The organism is Terriglobia bacterium (genome assembly GCA_020072565.1).
Classification (GTDB): Bacteria; Acidobacteriota; UBA6911; order UBA6911; family UBA6911; genus JAFNAG01.
Genome location: JAIQGI010000030.1, coordinates 1 through 26,663, shown reverse-complemented (window position 1 = coordinate 26,663; position 26,663 = coordinate 1). Strand labels below are relative to the sequence as shown.

Annotated in this window: 25 protein-coding genes; 20 read left to right on the top strand and 5 right to left on the bottom strand. The window is 58.1% G+C overall.

The genetic code is table 11. The features are described from left to right. The first annotated feature begins 326 nt into the window (after nt 1-326). The 6 genes from LAP85_18280 (at nt 327) to LAP85_18255 (ending at nt 7,682) form a co-directional block, all read left to right on the top strand. On the top strand, nt 327-866 hold the full coding sequence (locus LAP85_18280) for a HEAT repeat domain-containing protein (protein MBZ5498352.1): 540 nt from the start codon (nt 327-329) through the stop codon (nt 864-866). Nucleotides 867-1,127: 261 nt separating this feature from the next. Further along, nucleotides 1,128-2,348, top strand: coding sequence for a hypothetical protein (locus tag LAP85_18275; GenBank protein MBZ5498351.1), 1,221 nt, complete (start codon nt 1,128-1,130; stop codon nt 2,346-2,348). A 44-nt stretch (nt 2,349-2,392) separates the two neighbouring features. Further along, entirely contained in the window at nt 2,393-3,700 is a 1,308-nt protein-coding gene (locus LAP85_18270; GenBank protein MBZ5498350.1) for an efflux RND transporter periplasmic adaptor subunit, read from the top strand. Between the two features lie 3 nt (nt 3,701-3,703). After that, on the top strand, nt 3,704-4,933 hold the full coding sequence (locus LAP85_18265) for an efflux RND transporter periplasmic adaptor subunit (protein ID MBZ5498349.1): 1,230 nt from the start codon (nt 3,704-3,706) through the stop codon (nt 4,931-4,933). 8 nt (nt 4,934-4,941) lie between these two features. Continuing rightward, the gene (locus LAP85_18260; protein ID MBZ5498348.1) at nt 4,942-6,411 is read left to right on the top strand and encodes an efflux RND transporter periplasmic adaptor subunit; all 1,470 of its coding nucleotides are present in this window, start codon (nt 4,942-4,944) and stop codon (nt 6,409-6,411) included. 32 nt (nt 6,412-6,443) lie between these two features. Beyond that, nucleotides 6,444-7,682: an ABC transporter permease gene (locus tag LAP85_18255; protein MBZ5498347.1), complete on the top strand. Its 1,239-nt coding sequence runs from the start codon at nt 6,444-6,446 to the stop codon at nt 7,680-7,682. Between the two features lie 75 nt (nt 7,683-7,757). Here the strand turns inward: LAP85_18255 and LAP85_18250 are convergent, their stop codons facing one another. From LAP85_18250 to LAP85_18235, 4 genes are all read right to left on the bottom strand, one after another. Continuing rightward, nucleotides 7,758-9,059, bottom strand: a complete 1,302-nt coding sequence (locus tag LAP85_18250) for an amidohydrolase family protein (protein ID MBZ5498346.1) — start codon at nt 9,057-9,059, stop codon at nt 7,758-7,760. A gap of 12 nt (nt 9,060-9,071) precedes the next feature. After that, nucleotides 9,072-10,466, bottom strand: coding sequence for an amidohydrolase (locus LAP85_18245; GenBank protein ID MBZ5498345.1), 1,395 nt, complete (start codon nt 10,464-10,466; stop codon nt 9,072-9,074). A gap of 43 nt (nt 10,467-10,509) precedes the next feature. Then, a complete protein-coding gene (locus LAP85_18240) occupies nt 10,510-11,928 on the bottom strand; it encodes an amidohydrolase family protein (GenBank protein ID MBZ5498344.1) in 1,419 nt (472 codons plus the stop codon). 249 nt (nt 11,929-12,177) lie between these two features. Then, nucleotides 12,178-12,879 carry a Smr/MutS family protein gene (locus LAP85_18235; protein MBZ5498343.1) on the bottom strand — a complete coding sequence of 234 codons (702 nt, stop codon included), beginning with the start codon at nt 12,877-12,879 and terminating at the stop codon, nt 12,178-12,180. Nucleotides 12,880-13,044: 165 nt separating this feature from the next. Between LAP85_18235 and erpA the strand changes: the two genes are divergently transcribed. The 11 genes from erpA to LAP85_18180 all read left to right on the top strand — a co-directional run bounded on the left by erpA (nt 13,045) and on the right by LAP85_18180 (nt 21,600). Then, nucleotides 13,045-13,365, top strand: coding sequence for an iron-sulfur cluster insertion protein ErpA (erpA, locus tag LAP85_18230; GenBank protein ID MBZ5498342.1), 321 nt, complete (start codon nt 13,045-13,047; stop codon nt 13,363-13,365). Nucleotides 13,366-13,596: 231 nt separating this feature from the next. Beyond that, a complete protein-coding gene (locus tag LAP85_18225; protein MBZ5498341.1) occupies nt 13,597-13,968 on the top strand; it encodes a dihydroneopterin aldolase in 372 nt (123 codons plus the stop codon). A gap of 37 nt (nt 13,969-14,005) precedes the next feature. After that, entirely contained in the window at nt 14,006-14,467 is a 462-nt protein-coding gene (locus tag LAP85_18220; protein ID MBZ5498340.1) for a MerR family transcriptional regulator, read from the top strand. Between the two features lie 95 nt (nt 14,468-14,562). Continuing rightward, entirely contained in the window at nt 14,563-15,036 is a 474-nt protein-coding gene (locus LAP85_18215) for an NADH-quinone oxidoreductase subunit B (GenBank protein MBZ5498339.1), read from the top strand. A gap of 8 nt (nt 15,037-15,044) precedes the next feature. Continuing rightward, nucleotides 15,045-16,391 carry an NADH-quinone oxidoreductase subunit D gene (locus tag LAP85_18210; protein ID MBZ5498338.1) on the top strand — a complete coding sequence of 449 codons (1,347 nt, stop codon included), beginning with the start codon at nt 15,045-15,047 and terminating at the stop codon, nt 16,389-16,391. 113 nt (nt 16,392-16,504) lie between these two features. Next, complete coding sequence (locus LAP85_18205) at nt 16,505-17,512, top strand: radical SAM protein (protein ID MBZ5498337.1); 1,008 nt, start codon at nt 16,505-16,507, stop codon at nt 17,510-17,512. Between the two features lie 16 nt (nt 17,513-17,528). Then, on the top strand, nt 17,529-17,930 hold the full coding sequence (locus tag LAP85_18200) for a DUF2203 domain-containing protein (GenBank protein MBZ5498336.1): 402 nt from the start codon (nt 17,529-17,531) through the stop codon (nt 17,928-17,930). A 35-nt stretch (nt 17,931-17,965) separates the two neighbouring features. After that, nucleotides 17,966-18,715, top strand: coding sequence for a type I methionyl aminopeptidase (map, locus tag LAP85_18195; GenBank protein MBZ5498335.1), 750 nt, complete (start codon nt 17,966-17,968; stop codon nt 18,713-18,715). 258 nt (nt 18,716-18,973) lie between these two features. Then, nucleotides 18,974-19,630 carry a class I SAM-dependent methyltransferase gene (locus LAP85_18190; GenBank protein MBZ5498334.1) on the top strand — a complete coding sequence of 219 codons (657 nt, stop codon included), beginning with the start codon at nt 18,974-18,976 and terminating at the stop codon, nt 19,628-19,630. Between the two features lie 173 nt (nt 19,631-19,803). After that, nucleotides 19,804-20,763, top strand: a complete 960-nt coding sequence (locus LAP85_18185; protein ID MBZ5498333.1) for a transcriptional repressor — start codon at nt 19,804-19,806, stop codon at nt 20,761-20,763. A gap of 345 nt (nt 20,764-21,108) precedes the next feature. Then, nucleotides 21,109-21,600: an NADH-quinone oxidoreductase subunit I gene (locus LAP85_18180; protein MBZ5498332.1), complete on the top strand. Its 492-nt coding sequence runs from the start codon at nt 21,109-21,111 to the stop codon at nt 21,598-21,600. 114 nt (nt 21,601-21,714) lie between these two features. Here LAP85_18180 and LAP85_18175 read toward each other — a convergent pair whose 3' ends face one another. Beyond that, nucleotides 21,715-22,494 carry an XdhC/CoxI family protein gene (locus tag LAP85_18175; GenBank protein ID MBZ5498331.1) on the bottom strand — a complete coding sequence of 260 codons (780 nt, stop codon included), beginning with the start codon at nt 22,492-22,494 and terminating at the stop codon, nt 21,715-21,717. A 183-nt stretch (nt 22,495-22,677) separates the two neighbouring features. On the opposite strand from LAP85_18175, the gene lpdA reads away from it, so the two are divergent. From lpdA to LAP85_18160, 3 genes are all read left to right on the top strand, one after another. Beyond that, complete coding sequence (gene lpdA / locus LAP85_18170; GenBank protein ID MBZ5498330.1) at nt 22,678-24,081, top strand: dihydrolipoyl dehydrogenase; 1,404 nt, start codon at nt 22,678-22,680, stop codon at nt 24,079-24,081. An 86-nt stretch (nt 24,082-24,167) separates the two neighbouring features. Beyond that, complete coding sequence (gene lipB, locus LAP85_18165) at nt 24,168-24,806, top strand: lipoyl(octanoyl) transferase LipB (GenBank protein MBZ5498329.1); 639 nt, start codon at nt 24,168-24,170, stop codon at nt 24,804-24,806. Nucleotides 24,807-24,820: 14 nt separating this feature from the next. After that, nucleotides 24,821-26,386, top strand: a complete 1,566-nt coding sequence (locus tag LAP85_18160; protein ID MBZ5498328.1) for a 2-oxo acid dehydrogenase subunit E2 — start codon at nt 24,821-24,823, stop codon at nt 26,384-26,386. Nucleotides 26,387-26,663 lie beyond the last annotated feature (277 nt).

The window sequence follows — 26,663 nt, the reverse complement described above, 5'->3', positions numbered from 1 at the left end:
CGCGCCCGCGGCCTCGAGATTCCGCGCATGAATCGCTTGATTGACATCGATCCCTTGTCGCGTCATACTGCCGACTGAAGTTTGAAAATGCATTTTATTCACAAATCGTCATGAGTGATGCAAACAGGTTGATGGCGGTCACGCCCGCTTGCGGGACGTCTAGACTCGCGCTCATGTCGCGGAAGTTTCAGAACATTGCGCAGTAGTACTATAATGAAGATCAAGGAATCTCACCGCGCAGTCTTCAACCGGTGTCTCGGGTGGCCGGGCAGGAAATCAGGGTCAAGAGCATTGGGACTGCAGCAGACAGCGGTGGGCGGCAGAGCATGATGAAACCTGATTTTCACCGCCGTACCTCACGAGGTCGCAAAAAGAATGTCGTCCCCTTGTCGAAATTGCGCACTTCAGAGGTGGTCCGGACGGTTGTGGATCATCCGCACCGGCTGGAAGAACTGGTAGATTTGTTAAGGGATACTGAGAGGTTGATTCGGGGACGAGCTGCAGCAACGCTCGCGCGCCTCTCGGAATCACACCCGGCCCGCCTGGTCCGGCATGTGGAGCGGCTCCGGGAAGCGCTCGGGGATGATTCAGCATATGTACGATGGCACCTGCTTTACACGCTGGGTCAGGTGATCTCGCAGTTTCCGCGCCGCGCCTCTTTTTCCCTGGCCGATGTGAAAGCTCGCCTGGTTGATGAGGACAAACTGGTGCGCAGTTTTGCTTGCCGGGCGTTGGAATATGTCGCCGCTCGCAAGCCCCAACTGGTGCACGAGTTGTTCTCGGCGAACAAGGAGGAAATTCCTCCCTCGGTGGCCCGCATGCTCCAAGGACCGAGCCGGAAAGCTCACGGGTCGCGAAACGGTTAGTTGCCCCAGATGCCGGTGGTGCGATCGCCCCCCGGCAGGCAAAACCAGAGAATGCAGGACTTTTTTTCCCGCTTTCTAATCCGGATCTCAGGAAAAGCGGAACAGACCCGGAATCAATACGTAATTATCTGCGGGAAGACGCCAGGAAGGCACCAGCGTGCCGGTATGCACGCCGGCAATTCCGGGGCGTGGCGAAGCTCAGCAGGAAGCTACGCTTAACGTCGTAAGGCGACTCCTTTTTCCAAATTGCAGGGGAGTTTTATGATACAGCGACTCATAACTGCCGCGGTTTGCCTGACTCTTTTCGCCAGTGTCAGCCTGGCACAGGGAAATCCTTTCAGCAAGAACTTCAAAATTTTCAAGGACATAGCTCCCGGCGTCGACTTCTATGCCAGCAACCAGAGCGACATCGAGCCGTTCGTGAAGCCGGTGACGGAAGCACGTCGGAAGCTTGCCGATTTTCTGGGCACCGATCTGGCGAATGGAGCCGTATTTGTTTGCTCGACGCTTGTGCAGAAGGACTCCGTCTATGACGTGCGCGCGTTCAAACTCGGGTACAAGTGGTACTTGATCCAGTTGACCCCCGAGGCGCAGCGTGAGGAGAGGCAGGCCCGGATGCAGGCGGCGCAGGCCCTGAATGCGCAGAACGGCCAGACCGACCAGGCCGCGCAGGGCGGCCGCGGCGGGCAAGGCGCACAGAGCGGCCGCGGTGGAGGGCGTAGCGGCCAAGATCAGGCCGGGGCACAGGCCGGACGGCAGCGGGGGGGCCAGGATCAAGGCGGACCGGGCGGGCAGCGCGGCGGCCAGTCTCCCGATTTCAGGGCGGCACAGGAAGCGCGTACTGCGACGACGCTCGCTTCGAATGTAGGATACGCAACCCTGATGACGACCCTCCCCACGAGCAAGCCTTTTAGAACCTCGCGCCTCGATGACATGGGTCGAAGCCCGCTCGTGGACTGGCTCGATATAGCCCTGGTCGCTCATGCCACCGGGACCGCGAACTCCAACTTGCGTTTCTTGCAGGACCACCTGGAAGAGGCCTTTGCGCTCGATGATGTTCTCTCCATGAATCGGCCCTTCGTTGCCGGACAGGATTCGGCTTCGGGTGGCGGTGGCGGAGGGGGCGGCGCTGGCGGCGGCGGAGGCAATCCCGGCATGGTCATGATGGGTGCAGCGGGTGGGTCAGGCGGCGGTGGTCGCGGTGGTGGCGGAGGCGCCGGCAGAGTTCTGCCCAAGGACGTTCAGGACCGGATGCTGTTCGACGGTCAGGCGGCAACGTTTTTCAATTATTTGATCGAGAAGGTCGGCGTCGACAAGGTGAAAGAAGTAGTCCAGCAGAACGTGAAGGGAAAAGAATCTCTGTTGGTCGTGCAGGGTTTCCTCGGTAACGATTTCGACCAGATTGAGAGAGACTGGCAGACGTGGGTCAAGGCACAGAAGCCGCCGGAGAACATCCGGGTGAACAATGCTTCTCGAAACTAGACCTGTGAATCTGGCCCGATAACATCGTGAGGTTCAAGAAGACTATGGCTGCAATATCCAAGAATACTCAGCGACGATGGCTTTGGATTCTCCCGGCCCTCCTGGCGGGAGTTCTGGTACTGATCGGCGGTCGGTGGCTCAGTACCACGACAGCGCAGGCGCCCGCGCCCAAAAGCGGAAACTTGCCTGAAGCGAAGGCTCCTGTTATACCGGCACCTTCTGTTTATACCGTCTCCAATGCCGATGTTACCAGAACCATCCTCATCACGGGTGAGCTTCAGGCAGCGCGGTCTCTGGACATACAAGCGCCTGCCACCAAAGCCAGCGCCGCCAACGCCATCACATTCCTGGCCGAGGAGGGCAAACCCATCAAGAAAGGGGAGAAACTGGTCGAGTTTGATGCCTCGGCGCTGCTCAGCCAGATGACCGATCAGCAGCGTCAGTTAGACGAGGCTGCTCTGGGTATTGAGAAGCAGAAAAAGGATCTCGAGGCCCAGAGATGCGACCTTCTCAATTCCGTCGCCCAGGCCGAGGGTAACCTCAAGATTACCAAGCTCAACGCCGACATTCCCGTGGAACTTCAGCCAAACAACACCTACCTGAAGTACCAGAACGATTATGAGAAGGCGAAACTGGCCCTCACCAAGGCGAAAGAGCAATTGGCGAACTTCGAGGCCAACTACGATTCCCAGATTCGCCTGAAGGAAATCTCCAGATCTCAGCTGGAAATCGTGCTGAAGAGAATGCAGAACGACCTGGCGATTTTGTCGGTGGATGCGCCTCAGGACGGCGTGGTCATTTACGGCGACAACTGGGCAAGCAACCGCAAATACCAGGTGGGAGACATGGCCTTTCCGGGTCAAACCATCATTACCTTGCCGGACCTTTCAGGGATGAGGGTCGCCGGATTCGTCTATGACACCGAACTCCAGTTCCTCACGCCCGGCATGGCCTGCGAGATTCACCTCGATGCGGTTCCGGCCAAGTCCTGGCGCGGCAAGATCGCATCGCTTACCAGCGTGGCAGGGAAAAAGGGATTTGCCACTACGCAGAAAGTATTCAAGGCCATGATCCCTCTCGATGGCGTGGATCTGAATGTGATGAAACCCGGCATGACCGCCCGCGCGGAAGTCGTCTTGTCGATGGCGGCCGGTGTAATCGCGATCCCTCGCCAGCAGCTGGCTCTGGACGGTCAGGGCCGATATTATGTGCTCAAAGAAACGGGGCCCAAGACTCCTCCAACTAGAGAATTGGTGAAGGTCGGCGTTTTCGGCGACCAGATGGTTCAGATCCTTTCGGGAGTGAGCCTCGGAGATCGCCTGCTTCCGGTTCAGAAGACCTTGGGAGAATAACCAATGAAATCCAAGAAGCCCATTGCAATACTGATCGGCCTGGTCATCGTGGTTGCGGCCGGAATCTGGTTTTACCGGTCCACCACGGCCTCGGTGGTAGTAAGCGAGAAGGATCTTGTCACAGTGCCGCGTGTCGACTTTCCGCAGATCGTGGTCTCCTCGGGGCTGCTGGAAGCCAGATCCAGCCAGGCCGTCACGCCTCCCCTGGTCGGGGACACCAGAAGTTTCAAGCTGGTTCGCATGGTCGACGAGGGGAGCCAGGTATCTGAAGGCGACTTTCTCCTGGAGTTTGACGGCGCCGATTTCAGCAGGCGTTTGCGGGACGCCCAGACCTCCTTTCAGCGCTATCAGGAGACGTATCAGCAAAACCGCTCCAGATATGACAGCCAGGTGCGCGACAACAAGCTCAATCTGGATCAATCCAAGGCCGATCTGGAAAACCTCAAACTCAAGCTCAGTCAGCAGGCCGAACTCGAGAGCGCGCTTACCATCGCCATCACCAAGCTTCAAAGGGATATGAAGCAGACCCAGGTGGACATGCTCGAGAGGAAAATCAAGTACATGGATGAAAGCGCCCGCCTTGATATGCAGATTGCGCGCAGCAGCGAGGCGCATACCAAAAAGCAGATGGAAGACCTGCTCGACACCATGGACTCGCTCACTGTCCGGGCGCCCGTGGCCGGCGTGGTTATCTATAAACGCGATTTTAACAATGAACCTCCCGCGCTGGGCTCGAACGTCACTCCGATGAACCCGGTACTCGAGATTCCGGATCTCTCCACCATGCGCGTCAAGGTCCTGGTGGACGAGATCGACGCCGGGAAAGTCCGGATCGGCCAAAAGGCCCGCATCACCGTGCCGGCTCTCCAAGGCCTGGCATTCGACGGCAAGGTCATCGATATGAGCGCGATCCTCAAGCAGGCTAGCTACGATCGGGCCCAGAAGATCGCCGAGGCGCGCGTCGAGCTCGATCCGGGGCAGGATCTTTCACTCCTGCGGCCCGGAATGAGCGCGAATGTTCAGATCCAGGTCGGCATAATCTCGCAGGCTCTGGCCATTCCCTTGGGCTGCATCCAGGAGCGGAACGGGGGCTCGTACGTGCAGGTTTATGATCCGGTCAAGAAAGACTTCCAATGGCGCCAGATTGAACTCCAGGCCAACGATGAGGAGTTGGCGGTTGTAAGGGCGGGCCTGGGAGAAAAAGAGCAGATTCGTTCCAAACCCAAAATCTGAGGTTGATCATGGTATATCACGATCGGGATGATGACATAAGGAAAAAGGGGCCGGCTCGGCTGATCTTGAGGGTGGTCGGCATTCTCATCCTCATCGGCGCCGTGGTGGGCGTCGTGAAATACAAAAATGAGATCATGACGAAGATCAACAAGGTGCTCGCCCTGTCTAAAGACGAAGAGCCGATTCCCGTGTTGAGTCTGGAGCGGGGCCCCCTGCAGCTCGAGGTGCAGGCCAATGGTGAAATCGTCGGGCTCGAGAGTGTTCCGGTAGCGACGCCCAGTACTCGCTCCGGCACACTCAAGGTGGCATGGCTGATTCCCGAAGGTACCATGGTGAACCAGGGTGATCCACTGATACGTTACGACAGCACGGATATGCAGCTGAACCTCGAGCAGCAGAACAACACGCTCACGTCCAACGCGTTGAATACCAGGATCGATACTGGCAACCGGCAGTTGAACGAAAAGAGCATGGGTATCGATCTCACCACTGCGCAGATGGACTACGAGTACACGAAGTCGACCCAGGCGGAGGATCCTATGATCTTCTCGTCGTGGGAGATCATCAATGCTCAGCTCAACGCGGATTTTGCGAAATCAAAAATCGAAAACCTCGCGGCCAAGGGGAAGGTTCAGAAGCGCATCAACCGCTCCCAGGAGCAGGTTACAACGATCGCCAGAAACCGGGCCCAAACTGAGGTAGATATCATCAATCAGACCCTCGCTGTCATGCAGTTGCCTGCACCTAAAGCAGGGCTCGTCGTCTACCGGCGGGACCGCAGGGTCGATCCCAAGGTCGGAGATAACAGCCAGGCAGGGCAGGTCATGATTGATCTGGTCGACCTGAATGCTCTGCAGGCCAGGATCTATGTGCTCGAAAAAGAAGCCGGCAACCTGGCCAAGGGAAAGCCGGTAACTATCAGGTTGGATGCGCTTTCCGATAGGGAATTTCACGGCGAAGTGCGCACGGTCTCGTCTCTGGCATCATCGTTGGAGCGGAACTCGCCGCTCAAGTATTTCACGTGCGACGTGACCATCCGCGATGCCGGGCCCTATCTTCACCTGATCAAGCCCGGAATGGCACTGCAGGCCAGAGTGATCCTGGAGAGATATGAATCCTGCTTTATGGTGCCTTCCAGCGCGATTGACTTTAAAAATGACCAGGCTATCGTCTACATCAGGAAAGGCGATGGCTACGAGAAGAGAGCTGTGGTGATCGGCCTGGGAAAGCACGGCCAGGCGACGATCCTGAGCGGAGTGAACGATAAGGAACTGATCGCGCTGAGAAATCCGTTCGAACAGAAACAGTTGAAGCTGCCTGATTTCAGCAAAGCCTCCGCGTCCCAGCAGGGCAGGGGCAGGGGCGGACCCGGGCAGATGATGCAGCTGGATCGCGGTGGCGGCGGCGGTGGCGGCTACGGCGGCGGTGGTGGTGGTTATGGCGGCGGTGGCGGCGGCGGTGGTGGTCGAGGACGCTAACCAGACTGAAGAAGGACCCATAGATTATGTTTATGATGGAGAGTATTAAAGTCGCTCTGCAGAACCTGGGCCGGCGCAAGCTGCGCTCCTTTCTGACCATGCTGGGGATGATCTTCGGCGTCAGCGCGGTCATCGCGATGCTGTCGATCGGTGCCGGCGCCGAGAGCGAGAGCTTGAAGACGATCGAGAGCTTCGGCATCCGCAACATCATCATTTCGGCCAAGGATTTCAAACAGGAAGAGCTGAAACAGATCCGGACCGAATCTCTCGGGCTGCACATGCGCGACGTCGAGGCGATCGAGGCGGTTGTGCGCCCGAGGCCGCTGGTTTCGGCCAAGCGCATCGTCAAGTCCTGGCAGGTGGTTTCGGAAAGGGGGCGCAGCGACAGCCGCGTGCTGGGCGTCAGCAGCACCTATGCCGAAATCAACAACCTCAAGCTTCTTGAGGGGACTTTCTTCCTTCCCTTCGATGACGAGGCGGAGAACCAGGTTTGCGTGCTGGGAATCACGGCGAAGCAAAAGCTCTTCGGCTTCGGCAGCGCAGTCGGGCAACGGCTCAAGATCAACGATCAGTGGCTAACGGTCGTCGGAGTCCTGGCGGATATGACCGTGGGAACCAAGAAAGAGTTCGAGGGAGTCAAGATTCAGAATCCCAACAACGATATCTGCATTCCCATCTACACGTCCATCAAGAAATTCGACGTCGACGCGCTCGAGAACCAGCTCAACGAAGTCGTGGTCCAGGTTCCGAATGAACCGGGAGTGGACATCAAGGACCAGTCGGCATCGATCAACAGCCTTATGTCCACAATGCATCGTTATGTGGATGACTTCTCGCTCGTGGTGCCCGAGAAGCTGCTTGAGCAGAGTCAGAAAACACAGGCGATCTTCAATATCGTGATGGGAGCTATCGCCAGCATTTCGCTTCTCGTCGGCGGCATCGGCATCATGAACATCATGCTGGCCTCCGTGCTCGAGCGCACCAGTGAAATCGGGCTGCGGCGCGCCATCGGCGCCCGTAAGGCCGATATCCGCATGCAGTTTATTTCGGAAGCGGTGGCGCTCAGTCTCGCAGGCGGGCTCATCGGCATCGGACTGGGATGGGGCACCTCGAAGATGATCGCTATGTTCGCGGGTTGGACCACGATCATTCTGTGGTCATCCATCACCCTCTCTTTCGGAGTGAGCACAATGGTCGGCCTGGTCTTCGGGATCTATCCCGCGGTGCAGGCGTCCAACCTGGATCCGATCGAGTGTCTGCGTTACGAGTAGTTCCACGGATTTAAGCTCTCAACGCGGAGGCCGCAGAAATGCGGCCTCCGCGTTGAGATTTTTCTTCTCCCCGGATTACTTCCTCTCCATATATTTCTTGTAGAGAAGGGTGTGCTTGGTCTCCAGGCTGATGTCTCTGCCGGAGATGAACAGGTTTTTCACCTGGGTTCTGATCTCCAACAGATCGCCATCGGTAACGACCAGGTCGGCGATTTTTCCCGGTTCGATCGTGCCGATCTTGTCGGCAACCCCGAGAATCTCTGCCGGATTCAGTATGACAGCTTTCAGGGCTTCCTCGTGAGAAAGCCCGTAGGCTTGCGCAAATCCTGCCTCGTAAGGCAGGTTGCGCACGTCCGCCGCGCTCGGGGAGGTCAGTGCGAACTTCACCCCCGCGGCAGCCAGCTCCTTCGGCAATGTGAATCTGGCATCATACGGATCGTCCTGGCGCGTCGGAAGCGCCACAATTGAATCCAGGATAACCGGAACGTTCTCTTTTTTGAGCAGGTCGGCCACCTTATTCACCTCGCGGCCACCCTGAATTACGAACTTCAATTTTTCCTTGCGGGCAAACTCGACAGCGTTGCGTATGTCGCGCGCGGTCTGGGCCTGCATGAAGACCGTCATTTTTCCCGAAACGACCGGGATCAGGGCATCGAGCTGGCGGTCGCGTTCCGTTGCCGGATTGGTCTCACGCGCCTTGGCATAATGACGAGCCTTCTCCAGCAGTTCGGAAAGTTCGTTGATCTGCTGTTGCTGCTGACTCCCGCGAGCGGCTTCGCCTGTTGGCGGGGTTCCAGGGGCGCCGCCGCGTCCGCCTCTGCCGCCTCCGCTGCTGGGAAGGGCGAGAACCATGCCGGCGGATTTGAGCACCGCCATTTCATCGGCAGTCCACCCGTCCAGGTGGAGCAGCGCTGCCTGTCCGGCAATCATGCCCCCCGACGGCGCGCTGATTGCGGCAGTAATGCCGTTCACCCGTGCTACGGGGATCATCTCGCTGGCGGGGTGAACGGCGCTGAAGGCCAACAGCTGCGGCTTGAAATTGCCGAGATCGGCGGAATCGTTCATGACATCGACCGATCCTATCTCAGTGAGCCCGATGTTGCCCCAGGCATTTACCATGCCCGGGTAGACCTCCAGTCCTTCTCCTTTGATAATCTGCGCTCCCGCCGGCACTTTGATTGTCTTGCCGACAGCAGCGATCTTGCCGTCTACCACGAGCACGGATGCTTTCTCCAGAGTTCCTGCCGAAGAGAGGGTGAACACCTTGGCATTCTGGATCACGTAGGCGCGGTTGTCCGCCGCAGAGAGGGAAAAGACCGCGGCGATCAGTGCCATACCTGCAAGAAGAGTTGTGCAACGTTTGGTGAGATTAGCCATGGTTTTTTTCCTTTATTTATTGCGCTGAGGAACTTTGTCATTGGAAATGCCGGACGACGCCCCGCGGCCGGTGCCGGGGCGCCCCTGCGGCGCGTTTTTCTTATCCAGAGCCTCGAGTGTCTTGCGCTCCTCCTCCTTGCGCTTGCGCATCTCCTGGTCCTTTTGGATGTCGAAATAAACTTCGCCGTCAATAAGAGTCTTTTGAGCGACGGCATACACGCTCAACGGATGGTGATTCCAGATGACGAGATCCGCATCCTTACCCGGATCGATCGTTCCCACCCGGTCATCGATACGCAGCTCTTTGGCAGGGTTGAGGGTGACCAGCGCCAAAGCCTCCTGCTCAGTCAGCCCGCCGTATTTCATGCACCTTGCGGCTTCCTGATTCAGGCGGCGCGCCCTCTCGGCGCTGTCCGAGTTGATGGCTGCCAGGACTCCCTTGCGGGTCATGAGCGCGGCGTTGTACGGGATGGCGTCATAGGCCTCGACCTTGTAAGCCCATGAATCCGCGAATGTGGATCCTACCGTGCCATGGGCTGCCATTTCCTTGGCAATCTTGTAGCCCTCGAGCGCGTGCTCAAACGAGTCGATCTTGAAGCCAAACTCGTCGGCCATGCGCAGCATCATCATCATCTCGTCGGCTCGATAGCCGTGAACGAAAGTCAGACGCTCGCCGCGCAGGACTTCCGCCAGGGGCTCCATGGCCAGATCTTTTCTGGGCGGGATCGCGGTCTTGTCTCCTGCAGCGGCGCGCTTCCTATAATCATCCCACCTCCGCATATAGTCCCGAGCTTCGATGAAGGCCGTGCGGATCACGTCCTCGGTCCCCATCCTCGTGCCCGGGTAGCGTGACGCGGTCGCTCCGCTCCTCTTGACGTTCTCTCCCAGGGCAAACTTCAGCCCGGGCTTGGCGCCCTTGAACAAAAGCCCCTTGGCATCCTTGCCCCAGCGGAGTTTGATGATCGCGTTCGTGCCGCCGATCGGGTTGGCACTGCCGTGCAGCGTGTTCGTGGCGGTGACACCGCCGGCGAGCTCGCGGTAGATGTTGACGTCGGTCGGATCCAGCACATCCTCGATCGCCGTCATGGAAGTGACTGCGAGAGTCCCCTCATTGATGCCGCCTGAGATTGCGATGTGCGAATGCGGGTCGATGATGCCGGGCGTAACGAACTGGCCGGCGGCATCGATCACGGTCGCGCCCGCGGGCACGGTGACATTGGGCCCGACTTCGGCGATCTTGCCATCACGGATCAGGATGGATCCCTTGGGAATATTGCCGTGTGAAACCGTGAGGATGGTTGCATCCCTGATGACGGTCAACCCTGAACCGGCAGTCTGCTGATCGGTCGCCGGCGCCCAGGCAACGCACGCCCCCAGGAGGACTGTCAGGAATATGAATTTTCTCATGTCGACTCCTAAGTTGTTTGACATAGGTTTCCTCGCTTCCGAATCAGCGGCCCGGGCCGCCCTGGCGACCGGATCCGCCAGTGGTTGGTGCCGGGGCTTCCACGATGTCGTACTTCTGTCCGTCCACAAATGCGTACTTAACCCTGGTCTTCTCGTCAAAGATGTCGCCCGTGGCCAGGATCAAGTTGGCGGTCTTGTTTTTTTCGATGCTGCCGAGCCGATCCGACACGCCCAGGAGTTCCGCAGGGGTTAAGGTCAGAGCCCGGACCGCAACCTCCTTATCCAAACCCGCTTCGATGGCCCGTCCGACATTGCGGATGAAATCCCGCGGGTTGGCGATGTCGTCGGATACAAAAGCGAAGCGCACTCCGGCCTTAGCCAGCAGGGCTGCGTTGGACGGAGCTTCAACTCTGCGGCGCAGGCTCTCCAACTCCTCCCTGACGTCAGGGTCGGTGGTGGCTGGGCGCTCGGGGTACTTGACCGCGAGCAGGATGGGGAGATTGCGGCTTTTTAGAAGCGGCGCTATCTTGCCGCCTTCGGCACAGCCCGCGAGGACGAGGTTGATCTTAAATGAGTCCGCGAGATCCAGCGCCCGCTGAATCTCTTGGGGGGTATTGGCCGGCATGACCACCGGCAGCTCGCGCTTCAAGGCCGGCTGAAGCGCCTCCAAAGCCCGGCTGTACTCAGGGCGCTCTGCTCCAGGTGTAGCCCGGTAAACACTCCAGGCAGTGGCATATCGATTGGCGTCCAGCAGCGTTTGCTTTACGAAAGCGATGATACCCATAAGCGAACCCGGGTAGCCGCCTCCGCCCCCACCGGCACCGCCTCTGCCGGCAACGTTGATGTAGAAGGCAACGGGGGTCTTGACCACCATCGCTCCGACTTCAGTGCCGGTGAGGTTGACCAGCGTGCTTTGACCGGGGAAAAAGCCGCGGCGGGGCGTGACCATCGTTGTTGTGACGCCGGCGGCACGTGCCGCAGCCACCTTGCTATTGGCCGGATTGAGCACCTCCAGGGCCTGCCGGTAAGGCGTCAAACCCTGCCTCTCGTCGGGGGGAATCGCCGGTTGCTGTGGCTGTTGCTGCGCGCCACGTCCCGTAACGGGAGGCGTTGCTGCTGCCGGCGTCGTCTGGCGGGCCTGTTCCTCCAGTCCGATATCGGAAAACGCATCAATAAAACCGGGGTAAACCGTCAAGCCCGTGGCGTCAATCACCCTGGCATCGGCAGGGACTGCTACATTGGCGCCCACGGACTCGATGATGCCGCGGCGCAACACAATAGTGCCCTTCTCGATCGGTGCGCCGGCCACAGGGATAATCCTGGCGTTTGTCACTGCAAACACCGGGGGCTCTCCTGTTTTCACCACGGTGGCAGTTGCCAGGAGCACGACCGCCAGGCAGGCAATCATGAACAGGCACCACATCGCGCGGCGGGACAGAAACCGCATGCGTGAAAGCCTCATGCAGACTCCTCCTTTTTAAAATGTGGGTAAAGGATTCCGGGCATGCCGGAACGAATGAAACGGTCTGAAAACGACGGCCCATCTTACACTAGAGCCGCGAAAAACAGGAGTCATAAGTCATGAAGAAGAAGTCAGGAGACAGGAGTCGGGAGTCAGAACGAGCAGCCAAGGCTGAAAATGGCGCAACAAGGTGTGGTTCGCCGGACCGTCACGCATGAGAATCGAGGGCCGGGAATTCCTGGCTCCCGGCTACTGCTTCCTGCGAAGGAGTACATAGATGGCGCCGACGCCACCGTCCGCGTGAGGAGCGGAGGCATAGGCGACCACATGATGGGACATGCGGCGCGTGGCCAACCAGCGCTGCAAATGCTCCTTGAGCACAGCCTTGTCGCTGGACGAGTTGATGCCGCGGCCATGGACGATTTTGACGCAGCAGGAGCGCTCTCGCGACATGCGGATAATGAACGCCTCCACAGCCTCTCGCGCCTCGATACGGCTCAGACCGTGGAGGTCAATATAGCCTTGAATCGAATACGCGCCGTTGCGCAGGTTTGGGAGAAACCGCCGGCCTGCAATGCCTACCCAGCCTTCGATATACTCGGGGTGATCCAGGAGTGGAGGCGGCGCATCGCTGTCGACTGCCTCCTGAAAGAGATGCATGTCTTCGGCTTCCGAATCTGTCGTGATCGTGGGAGGAACTGAAGTAGTGGGGGCGGGATCGCGGCGCCAGGCGATCCGAGCCACCCCCTCCATCGCTCGTTCGAAGACCTGATCGGCATCCTCCGGTGCCGTTTCGGTTTTGGGATCTGTGGAGGGCGCCGCCGGCGGCTTCGACAAGGCAGTTTCTTCCGTGCGCAACCCGATTCCAGCCTTCTGTATGAGATCTGCCAGTTCAGTGAAGGGGCGGTGTCCCGATGCGGTACCGGATTCTCTCTTCCGTTTCTCTGCCATGACGATAAGCGCAAACTCAGATCATGATACACCCCGAAGGTAGTTACGAATGACACGAATTATCTCTCGTACCTTGACATTCACGTAAGAATTGACTATCGTGTGCAGTCTCTTTGGGGTAGGTGTATCGCCCAAGGGTTTTCGGAGTGCGAAAGGAGAATGGTAATGCTTACTTTGACCGCTACAGCGATTGATAAGGTCAAGGCAATCATGGCGGAACGTGGTGAGGAGGGCGGCCTTAGAATCGCTGTCATCGGCGGCGGATGCTCCGGATTCCAGTACCAGATGTCCTTGGACGCGGAAGCGAATGCGGATGACAAAGTCATCGAACAGGGCGGGTTAAGAGTGTTCATTGATGCGCGTTCCTTGCTTTATCTGGAGGGCACAAAGGTCGATTATGTTGACGGACTGAACGGCTCCGGCTTCAAGTTCGACAATCCCAACGCGCGCGGCACGTGCGGGTGCGGTGAATCCTTTAACGCATAAGCCGGCGGAGCTAAACGGGAATCTCGGAAAGCGCGGGCTCATGGATGCCCGCGTTTTTCATTTTCCGTGGGAACTGGGCAAGAAGGGGTCAGAAATCAGAAGAAAAAACGGTCCATACGTTGTGCCGAGATTGGCCGGCTCTGCCTGAGTTTTGGTTTTTCCTCGTGCGGCTTATGGACGCACGAGCGTAGTTTTTTGTTCTGACTCCTGGCTCCCCAAAGGAACAACACCTTGGCAGACAGATCGCGGCTGGATCGGTTGGCTCTCGTCGGCATAAAACTGCGTCCCCGCCTGGGGGTCACCCCGGGCGAACGGCGCTTCCCTCAGTTTTGCACTGCCGACCTCACTATCTGGGGCGACTTCGAGGCAGCGGCCTCCACTGATGAGCTGGCCGCTGCGTTGGACTACAGCAGAATCCTGGCAAAAGTGATTGAAGTGGCCCACCAGCGCGAGTACAACTTGCTGGAGACGCTCGCCTACCGTCTGGGGCGCGCCGTGCTGGAAGCTTTTCCTGCGCAGCGTGTAAGCGTTAAAGTGCGCAAGCAGCCCGCAACTCTGACGGAGAAGCTCGATCACGTCGAAGTGGAGGTCGAGCAACCGTGAGATATTTGTGCGATTGAGTTCTTACCTGGATCAGGTTATGCAAATCGGGGAGTTTGCGAAACAAGCCGGTGTCAGTGTCCGGGCCATTCGCTATTATGAAGAGCTCGGTTTGATACGTCCGGAAAAGCGCAGCCGGGGAGGCTTCCGCCTGTATGGCCCTGAGAACCACAAGCGGTTGGCGGTCATCAATTTTCTCAAGGACATGGGACTTTCGCTCACTGAGATTCGTGAAATTCTGTTGGCGAAGAAGCCCTCGGGTGGAGACAAGTCCACGGTGAGCTTTCTGCTGCGAGTTTTCAGCGAGAAACTGCAAATGCTGGAATCCAAGATTGCCTCGCTGCAGGCCATGAGGGCTGAACTCGCAAAGGCCATCAAAATTCTGCACTCCTGTGAGAACTGCAGCAGGAAAGTTTTGCTCGATGCACTGTCTTGTGACGACTGCCTCTGTCTCGCCCCGATCGAAGCAGTCCCTGAGACTCTCAAGGTAATTCTGCACTGAGACGGTTTTGAATTTGGTTTTTTGGCATGCGGATTTTGGATTGACTGCAAATCCAAAATTGGCATCCCAAAATCCAAAATTGGGAAGGACGGGATATGGCGGAAGTTGATGGGAATGCTCCCGGATTCTTCACCTCGAAACTGGAGCGCGTGATCGGCTGGGCGCGCAAATACTCGATCTTCCAGTACCCCTTTGTCACGGCCTGTTGCGGCATGGAGTACATGTCCACGGCGTCGGGCCATTATGATATGGACCGGTTCGGCGCAGGTCTGCCGCGGTTTTCGCCACGCCAGGCCGATGTGCTTTTTGTGGTGGGAACCATCAGCCACAAAATGGCTCCCGTTCTGCGCCGGGTCTACGACCAGATGTGCGAGCCGAAGTGGGTAGTGGCCTTTGGCGTCTGCACCTGCACCGGGGGCTTCTATGACAACTACGCTACCGTACAGGGAATTGACACGATCATCCCAGTCGACATCTATATTCCGGGCTGTCCGCCCCGGCCGGAGGCGGTGCTCGACGGCCTCATGAAACTGCAGACCAAGATCGAGAAACAGAAGCAGCTTTACTAGGAACAGCCATGGAAACGATCAGCGCGAGCGCAACCAGAGAGACGAGGAACATGCTCTTGAATATGGGACCTTCGCATCCCGCGATGCACGGGGTCATACGCCTGATTACGGAGCTGGAAGGCGAAAAGGTCATAAAGGTGCAGGCCGAGATCGGTTATCTGCACCGCGCATTCGAGAAGAGCTGCGAGAACTCGAGCTGGACTCAGGCGATGCCTTACACGGACCGGCTGAATTACGTCTCGCCGTTGATCAACAACTTCGGTTATTGCGGGGCTGTGGAGAGGCTCCTGGGAATCGAAATCACGGAGCGCTGCAAGTATATCCGGGTCCTCATGAGCGAGGTGTCGCGTATCACCGATCATCTGACCTGCATCGCAGCCTCGGCCATGGAGCTTGGAGCCATGACCGCCTTCCTCTACCTCATGAAGGCGCGCGAATACCTGTACGAAATCGTGGAGGAGGTTACCGGCGCGCGCCTGACCGTATCCTACGGGCGGATCGGGGGCGTCAAGGCGGACTTGCCCGCCGGTATCGAGGTGGCCCTCGCAAATGCTCTCAAGCAGACGGAGAGAGAGCTGCTGGAGGTGGACAAGCTGCTGACCAAGAACCGGATCTGGGTCGATCGCACGCGCGACGTGGGGGTACTTACCAGGGATAACGCAATCACCCACGCGATCACCGGACCGCTGGCGCGCGCCGCCGGCATCAACTACGACGTCCGCAAAGCGTTTCCATATTTTGTCTATGACCGGATGCAATTCGACGTCCCCTTGGGAGAGCGCGGCGATAACTATGACCGATATCTGGTGCGCATGGAAGAAATGCGCCAGAGCATCCGCATCATCCGCCAGGCCTTGCGTGAGATGCCCGGGGGAGCGGTTTCTGTGGATGCCCAGGGGAAGGTGATGGAATCGTTCGACCTGGTCGACGAAGCGAAGTTGGGGCATACGGCTGGCCTCGTCAATGTGGTCAGCACAGTGGAACCGACCCTGGACGGCACCGAAAAGCGCTTTCAGCCTCGGATGGCACCACCGGACCGAACGGTCATCCTGCCGAGCAAAGAGGATACCTATGGGAACATCGAAGGACTGATCAACCACTTCAAACTGATCATGGACTATCACGGGATGCGTCCACCCGCAGGCGAGGCGTATTTTCCCGTCGAAGGCGCCAATGGCGAACTGGGATTCTATGTGGTCAGCGATGGAGGCGACCGGCCCTATCGCGTGCGCTGCCGGCCTCCATGTTTTTTCAACATGGCAGGGCTCCACACCATGCTCGAAGGATACATGGTGGCGGACATCATCGCGACCTTCGGCAGCATCAACATGATTGCCGGCGAACTCGACCGATGAGTGCGTGATCGAATACCAACGCAGAGGGTGCAGAGGACGCGAGGACCGATCCTTTCCGCTGCGTGGTCAGCGTCCTCTGCGTTGATTTATCGAAGGTGACAATGCTTGGCGGAATGCACAACAGATTGGGCCTGCTGTCCAGTTACCTGCTCAAGCGGGCGCGGGTGCCCGGCGGTCCGTTGACGCTGGCGATCGAAAGCACCGCCAAATGCAACCTGTTCTGTCCCATGTGCCCAAGGGAATATCTGTATTTCCCCCCCAAGGATATGGACCTGGCCCTGTTCCGGAAGATCATTGACGAGGCCAAGGAGTTTCTGGAGTTTGCCGTGCCTTACGGGGTCGGCGAGCCGCTCCTGAACCCGGAGATTTACGAGATGATCTCCTACTGCAGGAAGCTCGGTGTTCCTACGGGGATCTCGACCAATGCCACGGTGCTGAATGAGAAGGCTGCACACAGGCTGATCGAAGCCGGGCTCGACTACATCATCTTTGCTTTTGATGGAGCCAGGCCGGAGACCTTCGCGAAGTACCGGAAGGGGGCGGATTTCGACAAGGTCCGCGGCAACATCCTGACCTTCCTGCGAGTAAAGAAGGAAATGCGCTCCCGGATCTTCTGCATCATTCAGGTGGTCCGGCTGAAGGATAACAGTCAGGAGATTCCAGATCTGGTGCGCATGTGGCGCGTCGAGGGGATCAATGAAGTGCGCATTAAAAAAGACGAGGTCCATAACGAAGGAAGCGCCATTCCGGGAGACGACGGCTCGCGGCCGCCGCTGCGGCATCCGTGCTATCTGCTCTGGCGCGGCCCGATGTACATCCACTACGACGGTACCGTTTTCCCCTGTTGCTATATCTATCCGGATCAGCCCGTCGGCAATGTCAAGAGGGAAACTCTCTCGCGGATATGGAACTCGGAAAAAATGGTTCAGCTCCGGCAGGCGCACATCGATGGCGATTTGAGCAGCTACAAGGCTTGCCTGAACTGTTCTGCGGCCCGGCCCAGGCTGGCGGTAACCACGGCCAGTTTTCTGATCAATACCCACACGGTCAGAAAGGCGATTCCGTTTTTCGAACGCCTGGCGCAAATGCGCAACATTTCGGTGTTTGAGACGCTTAAATAACTTGAGGTTGTTGCCGATGCCCAACCGCCCCTCAAAGGTCTTCAGCTTCACCGAGGTCAACCAGCTGGTCCCCAAGGTCGCGGACCTGACGGAACAGGTGATTCACGAACTGGACAACATCCGGCGGCGCAGCCGCCCGGATGCGGAATCCGGCAGTTCGTCGATATCCGACGCGGTCCTGAAAGAAGTGGAGGAAGCACTCCAGGGCTGGTCCGAGGGTGTAATCGAGCTGGGCGGCAATCCTAAGGGCTATTTCACCGTCGACTTTCAGTCGATCGATCCCGAGCTGCTCTATTGCTGGAACTACGGTGAGGACAAGATCTGCTACACCCACAAGGTGTGGGAGAACTTCAGCCATCGGCGCCCCCTTACCGAGAGCATTGACGCCTCCGGGGAACACCTGAAGTGGGTGAACTGATATATACTTGATGCGATGGTGCCGGAGAGTGCGCGATGGTAATGCTGAAATCCAAACGCGAAATAGAGATCATGAGGGATGCCGGCCGGATCGTAGCCGAAATTCTGCTGATTTTGCGGGATCGCTGCCGGCCCGGGACTACGACCAGGGATTTGGATCGGATCGCCGAGGAAGAAACGCTCAAGAGAAATGCGCACCCCGCCTTCAAAGGCTACCGAGGATATCCGGGGAGCCTGTGCGCCTCCATCAATCAGGAAGTGGTCCACGGGATTCCGGGGAGCCGTGAGCTGAAGGAAGGGGACATCATCGGGCTGGACTACGGCGTGCTCTATAACGGTTATTATGGCGACGCAACGATCACGGTTCCCATCGGGCAGGTCCCGCGGGAGGTGCAGGACCTGCTGCGCGTGACCGAGGAGAGCCTGTACCTGGGCATCGAACAGACCGTGGCGGGCAACCATCTCATCGACATCTCCTGCGCCATCCAGACGCATGCTGAATCTCACGGGTACTCGGTGGTGAAGGAACTCGGCGGGCACGGCATCGGCAAGCGGATGCATGAAGAACCGATGGTGCTCAACTACGTCACCGACGGACGCGGGATCAAACTCCAACCCGGACTCGTACTCGCGCTGGAGCCCATGGTGAATCTCGGCACGGACAAAGTGATCACGCTGGCGGATGGCTGGACCGTCGTGACTGCGGATGGGCAGCCGTCAGCGCACTTCGAGCATACAGTCGCGGTCACTGAAACCGGGCCCGATGTCCTCACCAGGATTACCTAGCCGGCTCAATCGGCACGCCGCCAGTACCTCGAGGACTTCGAGGAAGTCCTTTTGATTCCTCCGCGGGCGTAGAGGCATTTGCAGTATCGTTTTCGTTGGTGGTCTGTCTCGCTTACCGGGCTGAAAATGTTCGACAAAATCATTGATTTCATGCGCTGCCCGCGGTGTGCGGAAACGCCCTTGAAGCCTGCTGCGGGGGGAGTAAGGTGCCCGGGATGCTCAGCGCGATATCCATTCCGGGATGGAATCCTGGATCTGATGGGGGACGACGAGCCCGAGAGGATCACGCCCTTCCAACGCATCATGCAGACGCCGATTGTAGTTTCCGTTTACGAGGGCTGGTGGCGCCGCCTGGGATATTTCATCGCCAGCTCACGACCGTTCGAGAAGGAGGTTCAAACCATTCTGCGGCTTCAGCAGGGGCGCGAGACGGGACGCGTGCTCGATCTGGCTTGCGGCACGGGAGTGTTTACGCGGCCGCTTGCGCGCGGCACTCAAGGTGTTGTCGTCGGCCTGGATCTCTCCTGGCCGATGCTGCGCCACGCCCGGCGGTTGCTCGAAGGCGACGATCTGCGCAATGTTGTTCTGATGCGCGGCACCGCTTTCCGGCTCCCCTTCATCAGCGGCACTTTCCAATACATCAACTGCTGCGGAGCGCTGCATCTCTTTGACCAGCCTGATTTGGCTCTCAAAGAGATCGACCGTGTACTCCACTCGGCCGGACACCTGTCGGTTCAAACTACGATCCGGCCCGAGCACTCTGGAGGGGTCACTTACTTCCTGGAGCGGTTCATCCGTTTCGGCTTCTTCAATGAAACCGAGCTGCGCGAGCGGGTGCGCCTCCACGGTCTCAAAATGTTGGCGAGCGAACGGCACCGGATCAGCTACACCTTCCTGGCCCGCCGGATTTCATGAAAATCTCAACGCAGAGGATGTTGGGATCGCAGAGCATCGGTGGAACTTGAAACCCGGCTCTCCGTGCGTCTGCTGCGGTGAGATTTTAGGGGATCGGATCGCTGTGCAATGATATGATAAGGGGGCGTCATACCCCATTGGATACGTCCGCAAGGAGGGGGAGGAGCTTCGTCATGCCTGCGAAACAGCTCGATGAAGAAAAGGACCTGTTTTACGATTACCTGCGCCAGAACAGCTTGAAAAAGACCCATCAGAAGGACCTGATCCTTGAGACCTTCCTCGGCAACGAAGGGCATTTGAGCGTCGAAGATATCTACGCCCTGGTAAAGAAAAAGGACAGGAAGGTCGGCATAGTAACCGTGTTCAGGACACTGAAATCCCTGACCGCCTGCGGGATAGCCAAGGAAATCACCCTCGGGGATGGCTTGACACGTTTCGAGCACTGCTACCATCACCCTGGGCACCACCACATCGTGTGCACGAAATGCCACAAGGTGATCGAGTTTGTGTCGCCCGAGCTGGAAAGGATTCAGCAGGGGATCGTGGCCAGGTACCATTTTCAGCCGTCGCACCAGCGCATTCAAGTCTATGGGGTCTGCCAGGATTGCCGAGAGCAGCGACAGGCCCATCAGGGGCCGAAGCCGGACACGGGAAAGGTTTTTGCGCGGGACGCATTGAGGATGGCACTGGCCATGCAAAAACAGGGGTTGGAATTCTACCGGTCTGCCGCCGGGCACAACCAGGATCCCACCGGACGCACAGTCTTCGAGACCGTGGCACGTGAGGAGGAGGTTCATGCACAGGAACTGGAGCAGGAGCTTGAGCTGATGCACAGGCAGGAGAAGGGCCTGGAAGATGCTCCGGTCTTCCTGCACTTCGACACGTGCGAACTGCAGCAATTGGTGCCGTGCCTGCAGGGCAACTTGGTCGGTGGGCAGATGCTTCTGGATGCGCGCCGCGCGCTGGAAGTCGCGATGCAGCTGGAAAATCGCGCCGCAGGATTTTTTAAAGAGTATGCAGAGAAATTCGGGGACACGGAAGGGAAACGCATTTTCCAGCGATTTGCCGAACAAGCCATGAAGCACTGCGCCTCCATGGGTCACCGCGCCGAAACAATGGTTGCTGCGCAGTAAGATAGAACTGCCACGAATGACAGGGTGTGGAATATCCGCAACCCAAAGCCTTAACGCAGAGGCTGTAGAGGGTGTTCGCCTCTGCATCACTTTTCTCTGCGACCTCTACGTTGATCTTTTGCTTTTCTTGCATAAATGGCAAGGATCTGCAGGTACGTAGTACGAATCACGGGAAGGCAGAATTCGTCCCGCGTCCGCGGGCATCTGCAGTTATTTCTTCTCGGCGCCCTCAGGGTGCTCAGCCTTGAGGTTTTTCGGATGCGTCCTAATCGTAACACGTAACTGCATTCGATTTCGCAGTCAGGCTGGACTTCGCGTCGTGAATTGACTATCATCCCTCATCTTATGGGTCAGCAAGCTCTCGGGTTCGTCCAGCGTTTTTATGTGCGTGAAGTAGTGCAGGGCCTGGTACTCACGGCACGACACTTCTTTGTCAACATGCCACGCCACTTGGCTCGCGGATTCGGGTTCAAGGTAGGCAAAGGGGGAACCGTTACCTACGAATACCCTGAAGAACGCAGGCCGTATGCCAGGAGGCTGCGCACCCGCCATCGCCTGATGAAGCGCAAAGATGGCACGCCGCGATGTGTCGCGTGCATGATGTGCGAAACCATCTGCCCGGCGCGCTGCATTCACATCGTGGCCGGCGAACACCCGGATCCCAATATCGAGAAGTTGCCTACGGTGTTTGACATCGATCTCGGCACCTGTGTCTTCTGTGGTTTTTGCGTTCAGGCCTGTCCGGAAGACGCCATCCGGATGGATACGGGGATCGTCGAGCTGGCTGCCTACACCCGCGAGGGCCTGCTTTACCACATGGATCAACTCCTCGCCTGAGACGGCCTTGGCCGCAGAAAATTTCGACGCAGAGGACGCGGATCTTTGACAGGCTCAATTCCGAACTCTCTGCTCCCCTCCGTTTCCCCTGCGCCGATCTTTCGCTTTTCGCGTTTAAGGTTTTTTCTTGCGGACGGCGATCAACTGGGCGGCAATGCTGACGGCGATCTCCTCGGGCGTTTCCGACCCGATGTCGATTCCCACAGGGGAATTGACACGCGCGAACTGCTCCGGGGCGATTCCCTCTTTTTCGAGCGCGTCAAAGAAAAGTTTGACCTTTCGCGCACTTCCCATCAGGCCAATGTATTTTGCCGGCGACTTAAGGGCGTAGCGGAGGCAGGCCAGGTCGTACTGGTGGCCGCGGGTCACGATCAGCAGATATGACGACTCGTTCACGGGCAGCCGGCGGAACGCCTCTTCCCAGCCATCCACATGCAGGGCTTCGGCATAGGGAAATCGCTCGCGATTGGCGTATTTAATACGGTCATCGACCACTACGATGCGGAACCCGATGGTTTTCGCAATCTCCGCCAAACGCTGGCCCACGTGACCCGCCCCGAAAATGACGAGGGTTGGATCGGGAAGGATCGGTTCCACATACACCTCCATGCTTCCGCCGCAAATCATGCCGCCGTCTTCCGCATCGTCGCCGGTCAGATCAAATTTCAGCACTTGTGGCTTCCCGCACCTCATAGCCGCCAGGGCTTCACGACAGACCTCCGCTTCCGTGCATCCGCCCCCGATGCTTCCCGTGCGCCGGCCGTCTTCGTAGATCAGCATTTTGGCAGCATCCCTGCGGGGGGTGGAACCCTTGCGCACGATGACGGTTGCCAGTGCAGCCCGAAGCCCCTGGCGACGGATTTGGACGATTTCCTCGTAGATATCTTCGGCCATGCGACGGGATTATGCCTTACCTCAAAAACAAAAGCAAAATCCGTGGCCGACATTGCTTTGATTGCGCCCGCTTCATGGTGATATTTTTTTGAAATAGCGCGGTACGGGTGATAGTATCGGACTCCGTTGTCGGGCGTGAGAGCGCCCGTAACTCTTTAAACATGAATTCATAGAAGGTGATACTTGAATACTGAATCCATCACTTTTGATGTGGCTGTCATCGGAAGCGGACCGGGTGGATACGTGGCGGCCATCAAGGGGAGCCAACTCGGGCTGAAAGTCGCCCTCATCGAAAAATATGCGAAGTTCGGCGGCACCTGCCTGCACTGGGGATGCATCCCGACCAAATCGCTGCTTTACAGCGCCGAGCTCTATGACAAAACGCTCAAGGGCAGGGAATTCGGCATCCTGTGCAAGGACATAAAGCTCGACTTCCGCCTGGCCGTGGCGCGCAAGGACAAGATTGTCAAGAAGCTGGCAATGGGAACGGCTTTCCTGATGAAGAAGAACCGAATAACGACCTTCCAAGGCAGGGGAACCATAACCGCGCCTGGAACCGTACAGGTTGAGGGCGCAACTCCTGCCGAGGTGAAAGCCCGAAATATCGTGATTGCCACCGGTTCCGAAGCGATGCTCCTTCCCGGTCTGGAGTTGGATGGGCACGCGATCTTGACGAATAAGGAAATACTGGATATCGGCAGTGTTCCCAAGTCATTGCTTGTGGTGGGTGCGGGTGCGGTCGGGATCGAGTTTGCCTCGTTGTTCGGGCGCTTCGGTTCCGACGTCACGATCGTCGAGATGCTCCCCCGCATCCTGCCGCTGGAGGACGCGGAGATTTCCGGGGAGTTGCATAAGCTGCTGTCCAAGAGGAGAATCAAGGTGTTGACCGGCTCGCGTCTGGAAAACATGGCCGTGCAGGATGGCAAGGTCGTTGCCACGGTGACGGTTTCAGGCGGTGAAGCGCAGACGATTGCGGCAGAAAGGGCTCTGATCGCCGTGGGACGCAGGCCGGTGACCGAGGGAATCGGCCTTGAAACCTTGGGCGTGGCCACCATAAATGGGCGCATCCCGGTCGGTGCTCATATGGAGACGAACGTGCCGGGCGTGTTCGCCATTGGGGATGTGGTGCCGACACAGCAATTGGCTCACCTTGCTTCTCATCAGGGAATGCTCCTCATGCGCCATCTGGCCGGTGAAAACACTGTTGCCATCAATTACGACCAGGTCCCGAACTGCACCTTCTGCCATCCCGAGGTGGCCAGCGTAGGGCTGACCGAGCACGATGCGCGTGACCGGGGTTACGATGTGGTAACGAGCAGATTTCCCTTTGCGGCTATCGGGAAAGCCTCGATTCTCAGCGAAAATGACGGCTTTGTGAAGCTGGTCTGCGACAGGAAGTACAATCAGATTCTTGGCGTCCACATGATTGGGCCGCATGTTACCGAACTCATCGCGGAAGGGACGGCCGCGCTGGGCCTAGAGGCCACAGCCGAGGACCTGTCCCACCTGATCCACGCCCATCCCACGGTCTCCGAAGCCGTTATGGAAGCGGCAGAGGCGATCTACGGGGCAGCGATCCACTTTTGAGCGCTTTGGTGAGCGGAGCCGACAAAACCTGCTACGCCGTCCTCTTCCAGGAGCGCGTGGAATATGCGCGTGCGCTCGCGTTGCAGATGAAGATCTGCGCACTCAAAAAAGAGGGATTTGCGCCGGACGTTCTACTGCTTCTGGAACATCCTCCGGTTATCACGCTCGGGCGCAACGGCGACTGGCACAACCTGGTGGTCGCGGAAGAGACATTGAAGGCAAGGGGCGTGAGCCGCTATCACGTGGATCGTGGCGGTGACATCACCTTCCACGGCCCCGGCCAAGTCGTCGGATACCCGCTCCTGAAGCTGGAGCGCCACGAACAGGATGTGCACCGCTATATGCGGAATCTCGAAGAAACGATGATCCGCACCCTGGCCGAGTACGGCATCGTGGCGCGCCGGGAGGAGAAGCTGACCGGCGTCTGGACGGATTCGGGTAAGATCTGCGCCATGGGCGTCCATATCAGCCGCTGGGTGACCAGGCACGGTTTCGCATTAAACGTGAACACGGACCTTTCTTTTTACGACCTGATTGTTCCCTGCGGTCTGCAGGGCAAACAGGTCACTTCGATGCGGGCAATTCTCGGACGGGAAGTGGACCTGCCGGCAGTCGAGGACAGGCTGACGGTGCATTTCGGGCAGGTTTTTGGACGGCAGATGGTTCCGGCGTCTGAAAAGGACCTTGCCGCAATGAACCCGAATTTCACGAACCTGATTCCATAGCATGCGGGGGATTCATGTTGACCAATGTGATTATGCCGCAAATGGGGGAATCCATCTTCGAGGGGACTCTCACGAAGTGGTTAAAGAAGGTCGGCGACCAGGTTGCCAGAGATGAACCTCTCTTTGAAGTGTCGACGGATAAGGTCGATTCCGAGATCCCATCCCCGGCAAATGGCGTCTTGAGCGAGATAGTTGTTCCGGAGGGTCAGATCGTCAAGATCGGTGGCGTGGTCGCGATTATTGAGGAAGCAAAGACCGCTGTCATGGAGACGCCCGCAGTCACCGAGCCCGTCGTCGAGCCTGTGCCGGAACAGGCAAGTGAGGCGATCGTATCTCCCCAAGAGGCGTCACCGGCCGGAGAACACGCGCCCGAAGCAGAAGCGCGATTGATTGCCGTTGAACAGCAGGCGCCTGTTGTGGCGGCAGAACCCGAGGCGGCTCCCGTCGAAGAAGCAGCGCCTGCCGTCGAGGTTGAGCCCGCGCCGAGCGAGGTACCGGAGGTCGCACCACAGCCGGCGATCGCCACGGAACCTTTGCCGTTCATCCACACCTCTCCTCTCGTGCGCCGGATTGCCCGGGACTACGACGTTGAATTGTCGGAGATCGAAGGGACAGGCCTGTCGGGACGAATCACAAAGGAAGATGTTTTCAGCCATCTTGAGCGGGCCGGTAAAAAGGTACCGCGCACTGCGCCGCGGCCGCCGGCGGCCGCGCTCCGGACCGAGGAGCCGCGCGCTGTGGTTCCTCCCCTTCCTGCTGCTTTCACTCCAAGAGTGCCCGAAAGCATACCGGCCGTCGCACCCGCAGGGCCGGCCACTGCCGAAACTACTGCACCGCAGCAAGGAGTGCCCGAACCGGCAGCGCTGATCGAAGTTCCCAAGTCTTATGGCGAGACCGAAACGGTCACAATGACCCCCATGCGCAAAGCGATTGCGGATCACATGGTCCTCAGCCGGCGGACTTCAGCGCACGTGCAGACAGTCTTCGAGGTCGACATGACTTCGATAGTACAGGTGCGCGAAACGCACAAAGATGAGTTCGAAGCGCGCGTGGGATTCAAACTGAGCTTCACGCCATTCTTCGTCAAGGCGCTCGTGGATACCGTACGCGAATTTCCGATCCTGAATTGCTCGGTGTCCGGCGACAAAATCATCTTCAAAAAGACAATCAATGTAGGCATTGCAGTCGCCCTCGATACGGGACTGATTGTGCCCGTGATCAAGGATGCCCACCTGAAGTCTTTCACCGGTCTGGCGCTCGCGATCCGCGACCTGGCCGAGCGCGCCCGTGCCCGGAAGCTCAAACCCGAAGAAGTCCAGCAGGGAACAATCACCATCACCAATCCCGGCATTTACGGATCGCTTTTCGGCACCCCGATCATCAACCAGCCGCAGGTGGCGATCCTGGGCGTAGGGAGTCTGGAAAAGCGGCCGGTCATCATCAACGACGCCATAGCGATCCGCACCATGGTCTACCTAGCACTTTCGTTCGATCACCGCGTAATTGACGGCGCCGTAGCAGATCAGTGCATGGCGGCTCTCAAATCACGCCTCCAATCCTGGACCCAATGGGTGGAATAGTCCGACCTCCGACCTCCCTGACAGGCATTGGTGCATTTGGTCGGAAGGTGTGTCGCCCCTTCCGGGCTCCTTCCTCACTTGCTCCCAACACCGGGCTGATGCCCAGGGCCTGGGGCCTATACATTCAACACGGAGCCAAGGCCCGAAGACATCTGAGGTAGTCTGTCAAGTATTTTTGATTTCATGATTCTCTATGCGGCCTTGTCAATAAAGTCCAAAACCTCGGACCCTTTATTTCGAAGCGATTGGATATGAATCTCTTCGTTGTACATGACAC